15 protein-coding genes, 2 tRNA genes and 1 pseudogene are annotated in these 17,201 nt (G+C 71.1%); 4 read left to right on the forward strand and 14 right to left on the reverse strand.

Features of this window, described 5'->3' with window-relative positions:
• Positions 1–366 precede the first annotated feature (366 nt).
• Positions 367–1,839: a hypothetical protein gene (locus OHA05_RS11745; protein ID WP_328860532.1), complete on the forward strand. Its 1,473-nt coding sequence runs from the start codon at positions 367–369 to the stop codon at positions 1,837–1,839.
• Positions 1,836–3,422, forward strand: a complete 1,587-nt coding sequence (locus tag OHA05_RS11750) for a ferredoxin (RefSeq protein ID WP_313946365.1) — start codon at positions 1,836–1,838, stop codon at positions 3,420–3,422. The genes OHA05_RS11745 and OHA05_RS11750 overlap by 4 nt, the downstream gene beginning before the upstream one ends.
• Before the next feature lie 138 nt (positions 3,423–3,560).
• On the opposite strand, the gene OHA05_RS11755 is transcribed toward OHA05_RS11750, so the two are convergent.
• Positions 3,561–3,633 (reverse strand) — tRNA-Ala (locus OHA05_RS11755).
• A 99-nt stretch (positions 3,634–3,732) separates the two neighbouring features.
• Here OHA05_RS11755 and OHA05_RS11760 point away from each other — a divergent pair.
• A pseudogene (locus OHA05_RS11760) lies at positions 3,733–4,923 on the forward strand (glycosyltransferase 87 family protein); the annotation flags it as partial.
• Here the strand turns inward: OHA05_RS11760 and OHA05_RS11765 are convergent.
• The 8 genes from OHA05_RS11765 to OHA05_RS11800 all read right to left on the reverse strand — a co-directional run bounded on the left by OHA05_RS11765 (position 4,904) and on the right by OHA05_RS11800 (position 10,163).
• The gene (locus OHA05_RS11765; protein WP_030494108.1) at positions 4,904–5,137 is read right to left on the reverse strand and encodes a hypothetical protein; all 234 of its coding nucleotides are present in this window, start codon (positions 5,135–5,137) and stop codon (positions 4,904–4,906) included. The pseudogene OHA05_RS11760 and the gene OHA05_RS11765 sit on opposite strands and share 20 nt — an antisense overlap.
• A 677-nt stretch (positions 5,138–5,814) precedes the next feature.
• Positions 5,815–5,887 (reverse strand) — tRNA-Ala (locus tag OHA05_RS11770).
• Between the two features lie 160 nt (positions 5,888–6,047).
• Positions 6,048–6,710, reverse strand: a complete 663-nt coding sequence (locus OHA05_RS11775) for a histidine phosphatase family protein (protein WP_328863368.1) — start codon at positions 6,708–6,710, stop codon at positions 6,048–6,050.
• Positions 6,707–7,138 (reverse strand): ribosome silencing factor, encoded by a 432-nt coding sequence (gene rsfS, locus OHA05_RS11780; RefSeq protein WP_327686882.1) that lies wholly within the window; start codon positions 7,136–7,138, stop codon positions 6,707–6,709. Before rsfS ends, OHA05_RS11775 begins: the two co-directional genes overlap by 4 nt.
• Before the next feature lie 143 nt (positions 7,139–7,281).
• On the reverse strand, positions 7,282–9,018 hold the full coding sequence (locus OHA05_RS11785) for an LCP family protein (RefSeq protein WP_328860533.1): 1,737 nt from the start codon (positions 9,016–9,018) through the stop codon (positions 7,282–7,284).
• 19 nt (positions 9,019–9,037) lie between these two features.
• On the reverse strand, positions 9,038–9,661 hold the full coding sequence (nadD, locus tag OHA05_RS11790) for a nicotinate-nucleotide adenylyltransferase (protein ID WP_313946362.1): 624 nt from the start codon (positions 9,659–9,661) through the stop codon (positions 9,038–9,040).
• 38 nt (positions 9,662–9,699) lie between these two features.
• A complete protein-coding gene (locus tag OHA05_RS11795) occupies positions 9,700–9,861 on the reverse strand; it encodes a hypothetical protein (protein ID WP_313946361.1) in 162 nt (53 codons plus the stop codon).
• Positions 9,862–9,998: 137 nt separating this feature from the next.
• Complete coding sequence (locus OHA05_RS11800; protein ID WP_328860534.1) at positions 9,999–10,163, reverse strand: hypothetical protein; 165 nt, start codon at positions 10,161–10,163, stop codon at positions 9,999–10,001.
• Positions 10,164–10,296: 133 nt separating this feature from the next.
• Here OHA05_RS11800 and OHA05_RS11805 point away from each other — a divergent pair, with 133 nt between their 5' ends.
• Positions 10,297–11,376 carry a M48 family metallopeptidase gene (locus OHA05_RS11805; protein WP_313946359.1) on the forward strand — a complete coding sequence of 360 codons (1,080 nt, stop codon included), beginning with the start codon at positions 10,297–10,299 and terminating at the stop codon, positions 11,374–11,376.
• 391 nt (positions 11,377–11,767) lie between these two features.
• On the opposite strand, the gene OHA05_RS11810 is transcribed toward OHA05_RS11805, so the two are convergent.
• The 5 genes from OHA05_RS11810 to proB form a co-directional block, all read right to left on the reverse strand.
• The gene (locus tag OHA05_RS11810) at positions 11,768–12,844 is read right to left on the reverse strand and encodes an SCO2583 family membrane protein (RefSeq protein WP_313946358.1); all 1,077 of its coding nucleotides are present in this window, start codon (positions 12,842–12,844) and stop codon (positions 11,768–11,770) included.
• Between the two features lie 110 nt (positions 12,845–12,954).
• Positions 12,955–13,557, reverse strand: a complete 603-nt coding sequence (locus OHA05_RS11815; RefSeq protein WP_328860535.1) for an SCO2584 family spore wall biosynthesis protein — start codon at positions 13,555–13,557, stop codon at positions 12,955–12,957.
• A 100-nt stretch (positions 13,558–13,657) separates the two neighbouring features.
• The gene (locus OHA05_RS11820) at positions 13,658–14,950 is read right to left on the reverse strand and encodes a glutamate-5-semialdehyde dehydrogenase (protein ID WP_328860536.1); all 1,293 of its coding nucleotides are present in this window, start codon (positions 14,948–14,950) and stop codon (positions 13,658–13,660) included.
• Positions 14,951–15,325: 375 nt separating this feature from the next.
• A complete protein-coding gene (locus OHA05_RS11825) occupies positions 15,326–15,856 on the reverse strand; it encodes a hypothetical protein (RefSeq protein WP_313946355.1) in 531 nt (176 codons plus the stop codon).
• Positions 15,857–15,988: 132 nt separating this feature from the next.
• Entirely contained in the window at positions 15,989–17,116 is a 1,128-nt protein-coding gene (gene proB / locus OHA05_RS11830; protein ID WP_313946354.1) for a glutamate 5-kinase, read from the reverse strand.
• Positions 17,117–17,201: the final 85 nt, after the last annotated feature.

Here is a 17,201-nt window from a genome sequence, read left to right on the forward strand (position 1 = left end):
CCGTATCTATCCGTACGGGGATCAGGACTGGCCGCTGACAGGCGGTCCGAACGAGGGCGGGGAGATGTCACGAGAGATGCCGGCATACGCCTGGACAGCCGCCGATCCACCCGGGAGGCACTGGGGTTACCCCGCGTATCGACCCTATCCAGGGCAACCCCAGAGTCAGTTGCCTGTGGTTCCGCTCTCTAAACGCCAAAACGTCGTACCGCTCGGTATGGGTCGCCTTAGCATGCGTCAACGGGACCGCATTCCCCGCACCTTCGGAGTCGCCCCATGAACCCTCGTCGCAACAACCGATCGTCACCCTCACCGAGTGCCGGCCTCAGCCGACGTACTCAGGGTGGCCTGACGGTCGCTGCGTTCGTGCTCATACCGCTGATAGCCATCCTTGGGAGTGACAGTTTTCGCGCAGCGCTCGACTTCACCACCGGGGTGCTGTCGCTGGTCTCGCTCACCGCGTCCATCGCGTGGGGCCTGATCGCGACGGACCGGCTGCTGCTGTCCCCGCACCACCGGCTGCTCGCCCAGGCGATCCACCGCGGCACGGCGACGGCCTCGCTCGGCTTCCTGCTGCTGCACGCGACGGTGAAGGTGTCCCTCGGCCATGTGGCACTGATCGGCGCTCTCATCCCGTTCGGGCTGGGGGTCACGGGCACGGACGGCCTGATCGGCATGGGCTCTCTGGCCGGTCTGTTCATGGTGATCGCCGGTGCGACCGGCGCGATGCGCAGCGCCCTGGCGGGCAACATCAAGGCCGCGGGCCGCTGGCGCGCCCTGCACATGCTGGCCTATCCGGCCTGGTGCTTCGCTCTGATGCACGGCCTGTACGCCGGCCGTCCGGCGGCGACCTGGGTGACGACGATGTACTGCCTGGCCCTCGCGAGCGTCACCGGCGCCGTGTCGGTGCGGCTGCTCCCGCGTCAGGTGCAGCGCCGTATCGCCGACAGGATCCTCGCGCTGACCGGCCGCCGTGCGGGCCCCGGCCGCGCCGAGGAGCCGGGGCTGCGTGACATGGCGACCTCGCCCCTGCCCGGTTCGACAGGGGTGACCGCTCCGGTCGGCCTCAACCGGATGAACGGCATTCCCACGCAGCGCCCGGTCGAGCCGGAGTTCCAGCGCCAGTCCGCGTTCGGACAGCCGCGCAGGCAGCCACGGCTCGAAGCCCCCTCGCCCCAGCTGTACGAGGCACCTCCGCCGCCCGAGGCCGAGCCCGTCGTCGGCGCCGGCAGTGTCGGCGCGGGCACCGGGATCTCGGCCGCCTACCGCGCGGTGTCGCTCGCAAGCGACCCGAACGCTCCCCTCGCCGAGCGCATCCCGATGACCGAGGAGATACCGGTGGTGTCGGACGACGGCCCCGCCCCGGGCATGTGGCCGACCCCCTCGCCCCCTCCGCCCGCCCAGGCCTATCCGGCCGAGCCGGTTCCGCCGCCCGCCACCCCGTCGTACGACACCCCCGCGTACGACCCCTCGGCCTTCGGCACACCTGCCGCTGCCGCACCCCCGGCCGGGCCCGGCTACGACACCGGGTCCTTCCCGACCCCGTCGTACGACACGGGTTCCGTCCCCACCCCGACGTACGACACCGGCTCGTTCACCGCGCCGGCGTACGACACGGGGACCTTCCCCACCCCGTCCTACGGCTCCGGGTCGTTCACCACCCCGACCTACGAGAGCCCTCTCTACGACCCGCCCGCCACGTCCCCGTACGAAGCAACTCCCTCCCCGTACGACACCGGTAATCCCACCACGTACGACGAAACCCAAGCGATGCCCGGACCGCTCTTTCCGCCCCCGGCCGGAGAGCCCTGGAACGCGCCCGCAGGAGACCGACCTTGAACGCCCCCCTCCCCGATGTCCCCGAGGTCCGCGTCGTCGGCCTTCCCCAGCTGACCCAGGGGTTCGACCTGGTCGAGCGCCTCGATCTCCAGATGCACCTCAAGGTGCACGGACCGCTGGAACCGATGACCGGTGAGCGGCTCGCCCAGCTCGCCGAGGAGATAACCCTGCGCGGCCGAGGCGGCGCGGGATTCCCCTTCGGGCAGAAGCTGCGTGCCGTGGCCAAGTCCGCCATCCGGCGCGGGGTGCGGCCCGTCGTCGTGGTGAACGGCAGTGAGGGCGAGCCGGCCTGCCGCAAGGACACCGTGCTGCTCAACCGCGCTCCCCATCTGATCCTGGACGGGGCGCTGCTGGCGGCCGAGGCGCTCGGGGCACGCACCCTGGTCGTCGCGGTGACCCGCAATTCCACGGAGATGTCGATGCGCGCGGCTCTCGCCGAGCGCGGTCTGACGGACCGGCGCGGGCAGCAGCTGCGCGCACGCATCGTCCGCACGCCCGAGCGCATGGTCTCCGGTGAGGCCTCCTCGGTCATCCGCGCGGTCAACGGCGGCCCCGCCCTGCCGCCCGGCCGCCGTGAGCGCGCGTCCGACACAGGCGTCGGCGGCGCCCCGACCCTGCTGTCCAACGCGGAGACGTTCGCGCAGCTCGCCATCGGCGCCCGCATCGGATCGCGCCGCTACAGCAACACCGGCGTGGGCTCCGAGCCCGGCACGGTCATGCTCACCATCTCCGGCGCGGTGGCGCGCCCCATGGTCGTCGAGGTCCCCACGGGTGTCCCGCTGCGGTACGTCCTCCAGCTCGCGGGCGCCCCGCCGCTGCCCCAGGGCGTCCTGACCGGCGGCTACCACGGCAACTGGATCGACTCGGTGGCCGTCCACGAGTCGGTCGTCTCGCGTGAGTCGCTGGCGGCCGTGGGCGGCTCGCTCGGCGCGGGAGCCATCCTGCCCATCGGGCCGGAGACCTGTCCGCTGGGTGAGGCGCTGCGGGTGGCCAACTGGCTCGCGGCGGAGACGGCCGGCCAGTGCGGCCCCTGCAAGCTGGGACTGCCCGCCGCGGCCGGAGGTCTGGCAGACGTCATGAACGGCGGCGGACCGGCCGCTCTGGAGGCGCTGCGCGAGGTGACGCAGGCCGTGAAGGGCCGCGGTGCGTGCAAGCACCCCGACGGTTCGGCGCGGTTCTTCGCCTCGACCCTGTCGGCCTTCACGGACGACCTGGCGGCCCATGTGCTCCACGGTGGCTGCGGCCGCGAGACGACCGGTGTCCTGCCGCTTCCGCTGCCCGGGTACGAGGAGGCCGAAGAGTCTATCCCGAGCGGCGAGAAGGTCTTCATCGACTGGACGCTGTGCCAGGGCCACGGGCTCTGCGCGGACATCATCCCGGAGCTGATCCGGCTCAACCCCGACGGCTATCCGTCGGTGGCCGACGCGGTCGTTCCGATGCACATGCGCGGGCGTGCGGAACGGGCGGTGCGGCGGTGCCCGGCGCTGGCGATGCGCATCGAGCAGACAGCCGCTCCGGCTCCGAAGGCCCGGGCCGAGCTGCCCGCTCCGAACCGCAAGGCCCTCGGCAGCGGCCGCGGTTGACGGAGATGAGAAGGGAGCGGGCGACCCGATCGGGTCGCCCGCTCCCTTCTTCGTCACTCGCACGGACAAGAAGTCCCGCACAACAAAAAATCCCGCCGGCCGCGAGGGCCCGACGGGATCTTTTGATGGATCGTTCTGTGGAGCTAAGGAGAATTGAACTCCTGACCTCCTGCATGCCATGCAGGCGCTCTACCAACTGAGCTATAGCCCCGTGCGATGTGCCGCCTTGATCGAGGGTTTCCCTCGCGGCGACGTCGACAACATTAACGCCCTCCACGGCGCTTCACCAAATCCTTTCCGGTCTGCGCGGATGAGGGCGGTAACGTCCCCCTTCGTGACCGTGATCGCGCTGCTCCGTGCCCGCCGCCACACCCTCACGGCCGCGTCGGTCTGTCTGCTCTCGTTCGTGGCCTTCTGGGCGGCCCAGCGTGCGGCCGGCGTCTCGATGATCGACCTGCTCGTCTACCGGGCTGAGGGGACGGCCGTACGGCAGGGGGCCGACCTCTACGCGCTGCGCGTCACCGAGGCGGGCCTGCCCATGACGTATCCGCCGTTCGCCGCCCTGCTGTTCACCCCGCTCACGCTGGTCGGTGTCCCGGAGATGCGCGCTCTGGCCACAGCGGGGAATCTGCTGCTGCTCGTCGCGCTCGCCGCCCTGTCGCTGCGCCTCACCCACCCGCACGCCGACCGGCGCACGGGCACGCTGTGGGTGGCCGCGGCCGCCGTGTGGTGCGAGCCGGTGTGGACGACGCTGCGGTACGGCCAGGTCAATCTGCTGCTGGCGGTCGCGGTGCTGTGGGACGTCACCCGCCGGGCGGGGTCCCGGTGGGCGGGCGTCGGTATCGGTCTCGCCGCCGCGGTGAAGCTCACTCCCGCCCTCTTCGCTCTGTTCGCGCTGGTGACGGGGATGGCTCTGGTCCGCCGGACGGGACGGAACATGTGGCTACGAGGGGCGGCGACCGCCGCGGCGGCCTTCTTCGGTGCCACGCTCGCGACCGCGCTGCTCCTCCCCCACGACTCGCGGCGTTACTGGACGTCGGCGGTGTTCGCGGCCGGCCGGGTGGGCCACGCCGAGGACACGGCCAACCAGTCGCTGCGCGGGGTGCTCTCCCGACTGCTGCACACACCCGATCCGGGGCCGTGGTGGCCCCTGACGGCCGCTCTCGTCGCCGCGGCGGGCCTCGCCATGGCCGTGAGCGCCGCACGGCGGGAGAACCACGCCTGCGCCGTCGTCGTCTGCGGGGTGACCGCGCTGCTGATCAGTCCTGTCTCCTGGTCGCACCACTGGGTCTGGTGCGTACCTCTGGTGCTCGCGCTCGCGGCGCGCGGCAGGACGGGATGGGCGGCGACGGTGGGGCTGGTGTTCTGCTCGTACGCGCTGTGGTGGGTGCCGCACGGCGAGCACCGGCCCGAACTCGCCCAGAACGGCGGGCAGATGGCCCTCTCGGCGCTCTACGCGCTGACGGCCGCGGCAGCCGCGGTCACGCTGTGGCGAACGAGTAGAACCGCTTCAGTGTGCAGTGCTCGTCGAGAAGACGGCCGTAGATCGGCTCGCCTTCCAGTTCCCGGTACGTCTCGATCGGGTCGCCTTTTATGATCAGCGCCCGCGCGCACTCCTCGCACCAGTACTGGTAATCAGGATTGACCGGATCCATGTCCCGGACGATGGGCGTACCACTGCCGCACCAGTCGCATTTACGCCTGTGTGCACCCATCACTCAGCTCCAGCTGTGGCCGCAGGACGTGCACACGAAAGAAACTCCGCCGTTGTCGCCGAGGACCTGGGCAACATGCGCCGATCCGCAGGAAGGGCAGCTGAGGAGAGCGTGTATCTCCGCCGCGGCAAGCAGGTCATCGGCCTCCTTGCTCCTGCTGGCGGACATTGTGCTCCCCTTCCCATCCTGGCCGGTGTCCCCTCCGGCCGTCCGATTCTGCCACGGCATGGCAAGGGGGTCAGCGGCGTTTGCGTACGAGACCGGCCACAGAGCGCAAGATCACCGCGTACGCCGCCGCTTCCTGACGTACGGCGGAGAGTGCACGGGTGCGTGCGGGGCTGTGGGCGAGCGCGAGACCCGCTCCGGCGGCGGGGCAGCGAGGTACGGAAGAGGTCCGCCGTCGCTTCCGTTTCGCCGGAGCGCGGCTGTCCGCGGACCCTCGCGCGGGGAGCGCGAACCCGCCCGGCACAAGGGCGCTTTGCACAAGTGTCGGCACGAAGCAGCGCCCGGTTCGCACGCGCCGGCAGCCGGAGCCGGCCAACTGCCCGGTGTCCGCGGGGAGTCCACGCAGCGGTGATCATGCCGTGCCGAGATGGGCGCCGGTCGGACGCCCGCGGGCGGACCGGGTCCGGGGAAACGCGAAATCCCGCCCTCGGACGAGGACGGGATCCGGATTGTGGAGCTAAGGAGAATTGAACTCCTGACCTCCTGCATGCCATGCAGGCGCTCTACCAACTGAGCTATAGCCCCGCGTGTTCTTCGCGCTCCGCGCTGCGAACAAGAAGAACTTTAGCCTGCGACCTGCCGGAAAGTGAAATCCGGGGGCCGCGGGCCCAGAGGCCCGGTCGTGGCCACGACGGACCCGTCCGCGAGGGGCCTCTCGTCGTCGCGGGGCCCCCTTCGCGACGGGTCAGTCGTCGTCGCCGAGGACCGGCTCGGGGAGGGTGCCGGCGTTGTGCTCCAGCAGCCGCCAGCCGCGCGCGCCCTCGCCGACCACCGACCAGCAGCAGTTGGAGAGGCCGCCGAGGCTCTCCCAGTGGTGCGACTCCAGGCCCAGCAGCCGGCCGATCGTCGTGCGGATCGTGCCGCCGTGGCTGACGACGACCAGGGTGCCGTTCTCCGGGAGCTTCTCCGCGTGGTGAAGGACCACGGGAGCGGCGCGGTCGGCCACCTCGGACTCCAGCTCGCCGCCACCGCGGCGCACGGGCTCGCCGCGCTTCCAGGCCGCGTACTGCTCGCCGTGCTGCGCGACGATCTCCTCGTGGGTGAGCCCCTGCCAGACACCCGCGTAGGTCTCCCGCAGAGCGGCGTCGTAGGAGATGTCGAGAGCGGTGATCTCGGCCAGCTCGGCAGCCGTCGCGGCGGCGCGCTGGAGGTCCGAGGCGATGATCGCGTCGGGCTTCAGCGAGGCCAGCAGCCGGGCGGCCCGGCGCGCCTGGGCGACACCGTCCTCGGTCAGCTCGATGTCCGTGGTGCCCTGGAAGCGGCGTTCCAGGTTCCACGAGGTCTGGCCGTGCCGCCACAGGACGACACGGCGACCTGTGGCGCGCTTGCGGGGATCCGTGCCGTTCAGCTCAGCTCACCTTCCGGGTCGCCGGTGAGCCGGGCGTGCTCGTCGGCCTTGCCGCGGGTCTTCAGCGCGTCATCGGGCAGCGGCAGCTCGGGGCAGTCCTTCCACAGTCGCTCCAGGGCGTAGAAGACACGCTCCTCGCTGTGCTGGACGTGCACCACGATGTCGACGTAGTCGAGAAGGATCCAGCGGGCGTCGCGGTCCCCCTCACGACGGACCGGCTTCGCTCCGAGCTCCTTGTTCAGCCGCTCCTCGATCTCGTCGACGATCGACTTGACCTGGCGGTCGTTGGGCGCGGACGCGAGCAGGAAGGCGTCGGTGATCGACAGCACGTCGCTGACGTCGTAGGCGATGATGTCGTGCGCGAGCCGGTCGGCCGCCGCCTGGGCGGCGAGGCTGACGAGCTCGATGGAGCGGTCCGTGGCGGTCACAAGCAGGCTTTCGTCGGCGGTCTGATACCTCACAAGGGTCTCACGGACCGCCGACAGCCCACGCCGTGATCATTCACGTCGTGATCATCGCGTCACCCCGGGCGCCCCAAGGCGGTCAGGGCCCCGCTCCGGCCGAGCGCGCGTCAGTCCTTCCCGAAGTCCTGGCCGAGGACGACGGTCACGTCGGCGTTCGCCGTGGCTGCGCCCTTCTTCACCGAGCTCTCCGGCAGTCCGAGCGTCTTGGCGACCTCGACGGCCTTGGCCTTCTGCGCCGCGTCCGCGTAGGTGACCGCCGAGGTGGACTCGGTGTCCGCCTTGCCGCTGTCGAGTACCGAGTAGCCGCCGTTGACCAGGGAGATCCGGGCGGTCTCGGTGGCCGAGGTGTCCCCTGTGCCGTTCTTGATGCCGACCCGTACGGCCGCGTCCTTGTCGGGCGCGGTCACCGAGCCGCCCAGGATGTCCTTGACGACGCTGCTGGAGGCCTGCTGCGTGAGCGTGCCGTCCTCCTGGACCGGCAGCAGGGCGGTCTTGTAGTCGCCGCCCTTGGCGCGCTCGGCGAGCTTGGCGAGCGAGGCGCCGAGGTCCTTCTCGGTCAGCGAGGGGTCGAGGATCTGCGCCAGCGTCTCCACCGTGACGGTCGCGGAGCCCGGCTCGTCGGGGAACTTCTTCAGTACTGCCTGCATGACCTGGCCGAAGCGCTGCAACTGCTTGGCCTCGGCCTCGCCGGGTGCCAGGTAGGTGGCGTAGGCGACGGCCGCCCGCCCGTTCAGGGTCTGGTTCTCACCCTTCTTCACGAGCGGCGCCTCGCCCTTCTTGGCGCCGGGCACCTGCGCGTCGGTGGTCAGGTCGACCGTGCCGACCAGCTCCACCAGATTCTCGAGATACGGGGTGTCGAGGCGCCAGGTACCGGTGATCTTCGCGCCGAGGAGGGAGCCGACGGCGTCGCGGGTGCCCGTCGAGCCGTCGTCCTCCACGGACTTGCCGAGCGTGGTGGTGGTCCCGTCGTCGTTGCCGACCGAGAGGGAGTTGGGGAGGAGGACGGTGGTGCCCTGCTTGGTCGTGACGTTGTCGACGAGGAGGGCCGTCGATGTGCCCTGCTTCTTGGTGTTGTGCAGATGCACCACGATGACGTCGCGCTTCTGCGGGCCGGCGGCGGCGGTGTTGGCCTTGTCGCCGTCCGAGAGTCCGGGGATCTTGCCCGCGTACCAGAGGTAGCCGACTCCGCCCACGACGACGAGAGCGAGAGCGACGACGAGTCCGACGACGCGGTTGCGGCCGCGGCGCTTGGCCTCCTCACGCCGCTCGGAGCGGCTCTCGGTGAACTTCAGCCAGTCGATGACATCTTCGGAGTCCTCGTCGGGCTCCTCGATGAAGGAGAACTGCTCGGTGCGGTAGTCCCGGTCGTCGTCGGGCCGGCGCTGGCCGGGCACACCCGGCTCGGGCGCCGCCTCGGGCTCCGGCGCGGTCCTGGCGGGCGGCTCGGGGGACGGCTGCTGCTGCGGAACGGTCCACTGCTGCGTGGTGTCGACGGCCGCGGGCTGCTGCCCCGTGTCGTAGCCGTAGCCGTATCCGTCGTATCCGTACCCCTGCCCGGCCCGGTTCTGCTGCTGCTGGGGTGCCTGGGCATAGGGGTCGTACGACTGGGGCTGTGCGGTGCCCTGCTGCTGGTACTCCGCGTACGGGTCGTACCCGTACCCCTGCTCGCCGCCCTGCTGCTGAGGGTGCTGCTGGGAGGGCTGTTGCTGAGTGTGCTGCGGCTGCTGCTGCGTGTAAGGGTCGTACTGCTGGGGCTGCTGGTAGACCGGCTGCCCGTACTCGTCGTAGCCGATGATCTGCGGCTGCTGGTAGTACGGGTCGTAAGGATTCTGCTGGTCGTTCACCGGTGCCCCTCTCCGTGGCTCATTCGCCGCGGTACAACTGGCGCTTGTCGATGTAGCGCACCACGCCGTCCGGCACCAGGTACCAGACCGGATCGCCCTTCACGACTCTCGCCCGGCAGTCGGTCGAGGAAATCGCCAGCGCCGGGATCTCCACCAGGGAGACCCCGCCCTCGGGCAGCCCGTCGTCCGTCAGATCGTGCCCCGGCCGGGTCACTCCGATGAAATGGGCGAGCGAGAACAGCTCGGAGGCGTCGCGCCACCCGAGGATCTGGGAGAGGGCGTCGGCGCCGGTGATGAAGAACAGATCCGCGTCGGCGTTGAGATTGCTCAGATCCCGCAGGGTGTCGATCGTGTACGTCGGCCCCGGCCGGTCGATGTCGATCCGGCTCACGGAGAACTGCGGGTTGGACGCCGTGGCGATGACGGTCATGAGGTAGCGGTCCTCGGGCGGGGACACCACCTTGTGACCCTTCTGCCACGGCTGTCCGGTCGGCACGAAGACGACTTCGTCCAGATGGAACAGGGAGGCCACTTCACTGGCGGCCACCAGGTGTCCGTGGTGGATCGGGTCGAAGGTCCCGCCCATGACGCCGAGTCGACGCCTGCCGGAACCGGAGCCCGTAGCCACTTCCTGCTCTCCCATGCGTGCAGAGCCTACTGGCACCTCCGGCCGGCCAGGCCTCAGCGGTCGCGGTTGAAGCGGGTGGTGATCCACAGCAGCAGAAGCAGCGCGAGGAAGGCGCCGCCACCGGTGAGGTACGGGCTGAGGCTCTGGTGGTTGCCGCTGTGCTCGGCGCCCTCGGCGAGAGTGACCAGGTTGGCGGCGGTGCTGGCGAGGCTCATCTTCAGCAGGACCCTTATCGATCGGGAGTCGGAGCTCGGGATTCGGAAGAAACAGGGGAACAGCGGGGACGTCGGAAACAGTGCGAAGAGACTTCGGGCACATCGTATGCGGGCCACCCGGGCACGCTCACGCCGACTCAGTCGTTGTCGCTGTCGTCGGCGCCGTTTCCGCGGTAGCCGCGCAACAGGAACCAGGCGAGCAGTGCGCCTCCGACGATCAACGCGATCAGGGCCACGCGCAGGGTGTTGCCCAGTCCCTGCTGCCCGGCCGCTGCGGCGAGCAGTGCGGCGGTGTCCGGCATGTCGGGTGCACTCCTGACTCCGAAGTTATCCACAGCCCCCGGCACACGGTAGTCCCAGCACCTACGCTGGGGTCCGTCAGGGGGACGAGCGAGCGATTCGTATCGCGGACCATCAGGTCAACAGGGGGCTTGAATGACCGAAAGCAATCACGAGAACGTGCCGAGCCGGCAGCGCAAGCGCTTCCCGGGCATCTCTTCTCGGGCGTACGAACATCCCGCGGACCGCTCCGCACTGGTCGCCCTGCGCAAGCTGAGCGGCTTCGACACCGTGTTCAAGGCATTGAGCGGGCTTCTGCCGGAGCGCAGCCTGCGGCTGCTGTTCCTCTCCGACTCGGTGCGGGTGAGCGACGCCCAGTTCGCGCACCTCAACACCATGCTGCGGGACGCCTGCTACATCCTGGACCTGGAGAAGGTCCCGGCGATGTATGTGGCGCAGGATCCGAAGCCCAATGCCATGTGCATCGGCCTGGACGAGCCGATCATCGTGGTGACCACCGGTCTGGTGGAGCTGCTGGACGAGGAGGAGATGCGGGCGGTCGTGGGCCACGAGGTGGGTCATGCCCTCTCCGGCCACTCCGTGTACCGCACGATCCTGCTGTTCCTCACGGGCCTGGCACTGAAGGTCGCGTGGATCCCGCTGGGCAATGTGGCGATCATGGCGATCGTGACCGCGCTGCGCGAGTGGTTCCGCAAGTCGGAGCTCTCCGCCGACCGGGCCGGACTGCTCGTCGGTCAGGACCTTCAGGCGTCGATGCGCGGCCTGATGAAGATCGCCGGCGGCAATCACCTGCACGAGATGAACGTCGACGCGTTCCTCCAGCAGGCCGAGGAGTACGAGGCGGGCGGCGACCTGCGCGACTCCGTGCTGAAGATCCTGAATGTGCTGCCCCGGTCGCACCCCTTCACCACGGTCCGCGCGGCCGAGCTGAAGAAGTGGGCCGAGAGCCGCGACTACCAGCGGATCATGGACGGCCACTACCCGCGGCGCGACGAGGACAAGGACACCTCGGTCACCGACTCGTTCCGCGAGTCCGCTTCGCACTACGCGGACACGGTGCGCACCAGCAAGGATCCGCTGATGAAGCTGGTCGGCGACATAGCCGGCGGCGCGGGCGACCTGGGCGGGAAGCTCCGCGACAAGTTCACCGGGGCGAACGGCTCGGGCGGCGGCTCGGGTTCGAGCGACACCAAGGGAACCGGCGCCGAGGCCTGACGCCGGAGTCGGCCGCGCGGGGGCGACGGGGACGGGCGGGAGCCGGACCGGAGCGGGGACAGGCGTCCGGACCTGTCGCTGCGACGGGGCCCGCGCCCGGACCGGCCTCGGAGTCGGTACCTGAGCGGAGGCGGCCCCGGAGAGCGGCGCCTGGAGCCGAGTCGGCCCCCGGGGCCCGCGCCCAGACCGGCCCCCCTCGGAGTCCGTACCTGAGCCGAGTCGGCCCCGGAGAGCGAGTACCTGGAGCCGGTGCCCGGAGCCGGACGTCCATCGGGCGGCCGCCGGGCCCCCGAACGCCGACCGTGCGGGTCGTCAGCCGCCGGGCCCTTGGTGCGTCGATCGGGCGACTGTCGGCCGCCGGCCCCTCACTACCCGGAGGGCCACCGGCCCCTCAGGGGCTCGGCAGGGCGCTCGGCGACAGGGAGCCGCACAGGGCCGCCGTGGTCTGGCCCGTCGCGTACGGGTCCGTGCCCGCCGGGGCGCCCGCGCCGGCCCGCTGTCCGGCGAGCAGCGGCCGCAGCGTGCCGGAGGCATCGTCCGAGCAGGCCTGCGGTCCCGCCTGGACGGAGCTGACCATCAGCTCCGTGCGGTGCTGACGCAGGTCGTCACGGTCGAAGCGCAAGCGCAGCTCGCGGCGGACGGTGAACAGCGAGGCCTCGCCGGCCTTCGCGCCGTTCGCCACCGCCGGGCGCAGCGCGTAGGCGAAGGTGTGGTCCGACGTCACCTCCAGGGCGGCGGGTCCCACCTCGGCTATCCGCAGGGTGCCCCGGACCCGCACCTCGGGGTCGGCCAGGGCCACCTTCGCCGGATCGAAGCGCACCAGCCAGCCGGTGGCGGCGTGGTGGCCGTCGGCGACCGGTGTGGACATGCTCCGGTCGAACTGCATCTGCTGGTCGGGGTCGAGCAGCAGCCGCACCGGCCGCACCGCGCCGCCCGTCAGGACGTCGGGATCCAGCGAGGACTGCACCAGGTAGTCCTTGGCGATGGTCAGTGCGGTCATGACCTGGCTCTCCGAGAAGTTTCTGGTGGGCCTGGCTCCCGGGAAGCTGATGCCGGACGCGCCGACGCGGAAGTGCGCTGCGGGGCTCCGGGCGAAGAGCTGCGCGGCGTCGCCCCCGGGGACGGGCCCCTGGGGCGCGAGCGGGATGACGGTGATGCGCAAGGGCTCGGCCTGCTTCGTCGCAGGCGTTTGGTACGGGTGCCGCACGCCCAGGTAGACGGCGGTGCCGAAGGCGATGGCGACCAGAAGGAGGAGGACCAGGAACTGCTTGGAGCCGCTCCTGCGGGACCAGCCGGGGAGGCTGCGCACAGCGCGTGCGTGATCGGCCATCCGCTCCTGCGCGGAGTACTCCTGAAGCCGCGCAGCTCGTACGAACGATTCGTCGAAGACGACGGACCGGTACTCGTCCTCTCCACCGCCGGGGAGCCCCTCGGGTGTCCCCTCGGGCGGGTCTCCGCGACCAGCCATACTTTCAGGGTAGGTCTGCCGGGCCGTCAGTAAACGCGCTGCCGCTCGACAAACTCTGACGAGTTCTCACTCAGCCGTTCAGGTGACCACCGCGGGTGATCAGCGGCTGGTCAGGGGGTGCGGGGATCGGCGGACACCGCGGGCGCCGAATACTCGGCGGAGGCGGAGGGGCCTCCGACGCGGTCGCCGACGGAGCCGTTCGACGGGGTCGCGTCGACGCCGGTCGTGGCGGGCGGGGGCACCTGGTCCTGGCGGTTGCCCGAGGCGCCCCGGTAGACGGCCGTGAAGGCGAGGGCGACCATCCCTATGCCCATCAGCAGCGCAAGGAGCCAGGCGACCGGACGGTGCCAGCGGGCGCTGCCCCGGTAGGGGCGCAGAGCCCCTCCGTGTCTGCCGTAGGGGCCGGCTTCCTCGTCGAAGTCCCGGGCGTCGCCGTCGTCGTAGCCGTACTCACGGCTGTAGGGGCTGTACCCGTCGTCGTAGAACTCCTCGTCGGGGTGGCCCATCCCCGATCCGGCGTGGGCCGCCTCTGCCTCGGCACGGGCCTGGGCGGCGGCGAGCAACCGCTCGACGGCGGTCGGTTCATGGATCTCGGCAGCCCTGACGAAGTCCTCGTCGAACACCACGGAGGCGAAGTCCTCGTCCGCGCCTCCGCGGTCGTCGTCGGGCTCCCAGCCGTCCGGGAACGGCCTGCCCCCCACGTCGTCCGGCACGGAATCAGAGTAGACCTGGCCGGTCGGTTTGGGCAGTCGGAAAGGGAAGGTTCCCCGCGGCGTTGAGGCAGCGCACGGCCCGCGAGGGACGGCCCCCCGACTACCGTGTGTGACCGTCTCCGGTGACGATGTACTTGGTCGAGGTCAGCTCCGGAAGCCCCATCGGGCCGCGGGCGTGCAGCTTCTGGGTGGAGATGCCGATCTCGGCGCCGAAGCCGAACTGGCCACCGTCCGTGAACCGGGTGGACGCGTTCACGGCGACCGTGGTCGAGTCGACCAACTGGGTGAAGCGGCGCGCGGCCGCCTGCGAGGTGGTCACGATCGCCTCGGTGTGCCCGGAGGACCACAGCCGGATGTGCCCCACGGCCGCGTCCAGGGAGTCGACGACCGCCGCCGCGATGTCGTACGACAGGTACTCGGTCTCCCAGTCCTCCGTCGTCGCGGGCACGACCTTGGCCTTGGTGACGTCGGCGTACTCCAGCACCCGGTCGTCTCCGTGCACGGTCACCCCCGCGTCGGCCAGCGCGTCCAGCGCGCGGGGCAGGAAGGCCTCCGCGATGTCCTGGTGGACGAGGAGGGTCTCGGCGGCGTTGCAGACGCTCGGCCGCTGCGCCTTGGAGTTGATGAGGATGTCGACGGCCATGTCGAGGTCGGTCTCGGCGTCCACGTACACATGGCAGTTGCCGGTTCCGGTCTCGATGACGGGGACCGTGGACTCCTCGACGACGGTACGGATCAGACCGGCGCCCCCGCGCGGGATCAGCACGTCCACCAGACCGCGGGCCCGCATCAACTCCGTGACGGAGTCGCGTGATTCGCCGGGCACGAGCTGCACCGCGTCGGCGGGCAGCCCCGAGCCGCCGACCGCGTCGCGCAGGACGCGCACCAGCGCGGTGTTGGAGGAAATGGCCGAGGACGAGCCCCGCAGCAGGACGGCGTTGCCGGACTTGAGGCACAGGGCTGCGGCGTCCACGGTGACGTTCGGCCTGGCCTCGTAGATGATCCCGACGACCCCCAGGGGGACGCGGACCTGACGCAGATCAATGCCGTTCGGCAGGGTCGAGCCGCGGACCACCTCGCCGACGGGGTCGGGCAGCGCCGCGACATCGCGTACGTCGGCGGCGATCGCGCGCACCCGCTCGGGTGTGAGGGTGAGCCGGTCGATGACCGACTCGGCGGTGCCGGCCTCGCGGGCACGGGCGACGTCCTCCGCGTTGGCCTCGACGATCTCGGCCGTCCTCACCTCGAGGGCGTCGGCGATCGCCAGCAGCGCGTCGTCCTTCGCCGAACGCGGCAGCGGGGCGAGGTCGGCGGCGGCGCCGCGTGCGCGGTAGGCGGCCTTGGCGACCGGGGAGAGGTTGTCGAACGGCGAGAGCGGCGAGGACGTCGTCATACCCGCAGGGTAGTGCGCCCGCCGTCGCCGTCCGGCACGTATTCCGCACTGCGAGACAGAACGCCCGAAACCCCGTACGGCCCGGCACCGAGCGACGGCCCGACACGGAGCGCGGCCACGGGGCCTGCCGTACCCGGGGCCCGCCGGGCCGCAGCAGCAAGCCGGGCCCGGAACCGGCCGTACCTCGCAGGGGGCCGCCTCGCAGGATGCCGGGCCCTGGATCCCGGCACGCACCGTCGCGCGGCCGGGCGGGCACCGCAGCACGCACCGTCGCGCGGCCGGGCAGGCACCGCAGCCCCGTACGCACCGCAGCCCCGCGGCCCCGCATGCCCCGAACCGTCGTACTCCGCCCTGACCGGCACGGCCCGGAAAGGCTCAGAAGGGATGGACCCCCACCGGGGCCGCCGGTGGCGGGCCGTAGCCCTCGGCGATCCGCTGGTGGTAGGTCTGGCGGTCGATGACCTCCAGGCCGACGATCTCCCACGGTGGCAGCCTGGCGCTCGACCGGTGCTCGCCCCACAGCCGCAGCGCCACCGCGGCGGCGTCGTGCAGGTCCCGCGCCTCCTCCCAGTAGCGGATCTCGGCGTGGTCGTTGGCATAGCGGCTGGTCAGCAGGAACGGATGGTCGTGCGCGAGCTGCTCGAGACCGCGTCTGACCTCCTTCAGCGGGGCTTCCGCACCGGAGACGCTGAGGGTGATGTGCCACAGCTTCGACTGCTCGCGGTCCTCGACACGGGAGTCCGACTCCGCCTGCGGGCCTGCGGACAGCTCCGCCGTCTCCTCGGCGTCGTCGAAGTCGGCGCCCGCCTCGACGCTGGTCAGGGTCCGTTCCTCGCCCACAGCCCTACGGGCATGGGGGACGCCCCCGGCCCCTCGGGGCACATCCCCTGGGCGCGCTCGTCTCACCGGCGGCCTCCTGTTGCCTGTGTCGTCCTGCGGTACCCCGCCATTCCCCCGCAACAAAGTTGACCAGTCCTGGGCGGAACGTGGGGCGCTTTTGGTGAAGGTCTCTGCCGGATGGCTGGACTTTCAGCCGTTTCAGGGGTGCAGCACGACCAGATCGTCCCTGTGTACGACTTCTCTCTCGTATGCCGGGCCGAGCTCTTTGGCGAGTTCGCGGGTGGACCGGCCGAGGAGCTGGGGGATCTCCTTGGCGTCGAAGTTGACCAGTCCGCGGGCCACGGCACGGCCGTCGCCGTCCCGCAGTTCGACCGGGTCCCCGGCGCTGAACTCGCCCTCGACCGCGGCGATTCCGGCCGGCAGGAGGGACTTCCTGCCGTGCACGACGGCCGTGACCGCGCCGTCATCCAGGATCAGGGCGCCCTGCGGGGTGGAGGCGTGGGCGAGCCAGAGCAGCCGGTCGGCCGAGCGTCGCCCGGTGCTGTGGAAGTACGTCCCGGTGCCGCGGCCCGCGAGGGCGTCCGCGGCCCGGACGGCGGATGTGAGGACGACGGGGACGCCCGCCGCGGCGGCGATCCTCGCCGCCTCGACCTTGGTGACCATGCCGCCGGTGCCCACCCCGGCCTTGCCGGCCGAGCCGATCTGGACGTGCTCGATGTCGGCGGGGCCGTGCACCTCGTCGATGCGCGCGGTGCCGGGCCGGGAGGGGTCTCCGTCGTAGAGACCGTCGACGTCCGACAGGAGCACGAGCAGGTCGGCCCGGACGAGATGGGCGACGAGGGCGGCGAGGCGGTCGTTGTCGCCGAAGCGGATCTCATCGGTGGCGACGGTGTCGTTCTCGTTGACCACCGGGACGGCGCCCATGGCAAGGAGCTGGTCCAGGGTGCGGTAGGCGTTGCGGTAGTGGGCGCGCCGGCTGGTGTCGTCGCTGGTGAGCAGCACCTGCCCGACACGTACGCCGTAGCGCGCGAACGAGGCCGTGTAGCGGGCGACCAGCAGTCCCTGACCGACGCTGGCGGCCGCCTGCTGGCGCGCCAGGTCCTTGGGCCGGCGGGCGAGACCCAGGGGCGCGAGGCCGGCGGCGATGGCACCGGAGGAGACCAGCACGATCTCCTTCTCGCCGGCGCCGCGGACCGTGGCGAGCACGTCGACGAGCGCGTCGACACGGTCGGCGTCCAGTCCGCCGGACGCGGTGGTCAGCGAGGACGAACCGACCTTGACGACGATTCTGCGGGCCTGCGTTACCTGTTGTCTTGCCACTGTCACACGCCGAATCTATGTCAGGCCGTGCGGCGGGTGCCTGTCCATTTCACCCGCTGGACAGGCGCCGGGACCGCCGGTGGGCCGGTGA

The sequence above is a fragment of the Streptomyces sp. NBC_00306 genome (assembly GCF_036169555.1).
In the GTDB taxonomy this organism is placed as follows: Bacteria; Actinomycetota; Actinomycetes; order Streptomycetales; family Streptomycetaceae; genus Streptomyces; species Streptomyces achmelvichensis.

What these genes read in the sequence shown, in the direction of transcription:
- OHA05_RS11765 (WP_030494108.1), bottom strand. Translation starts at nt 5,137, where the DNA reads ATGGGTGCACACAGGCGTAAATGCGACTGGTGCGGCAGTGGTACGCCC.
- nadD (WP_313946362.1), bottom strand. Translation starts at nt 9,661, where the DNA reads ATGGGAGAGCAGGAAGTGGCTACGGGCTCCGGTTCCGGCAGGCGTCGA.
- OHA05_RS11795 (WP_313946361.1), bottom strand. Translation starts at nt 9,861, where the DNA reads ATGAGCCTCGCCAGCACCGCCGCCAACCTGGTCACTCTCGCCGAGGGC.
- OHA05_RS11800 (WP_328860534.1), bottom strand. Translation starts at nt 10,163, where the DNA reads ATGCCGGACACCGCCGCACTGCTCGCCGCAGCGGCCGGGCAGCAGGGA.
- OHA05_RS11805 (WP_313946359.1), top strand. Translation starts at nt 10,297, where the DNA reads ATGACCGAAAGCAATCACGAGAACGTGCCGAGCCGGCAGCGCAAGCGC.
- OHA05_RS11810 (WP_313946358.1), bottom strand. Translation starts at nt 12,844, where the DNA reads ATGGCTGGTCGCGGAGACCCGCCCGAGGGGACACCCGAGGGGCTCCCC.
- OHA05_RS11820 (WP_328860536.1), bottom strand. Translation starts at nt 14,950, where the DNA reads ATGACGACGTCCTCGCCGCTCTCGCCGTTCGACAACCTCTCCCCGGTC.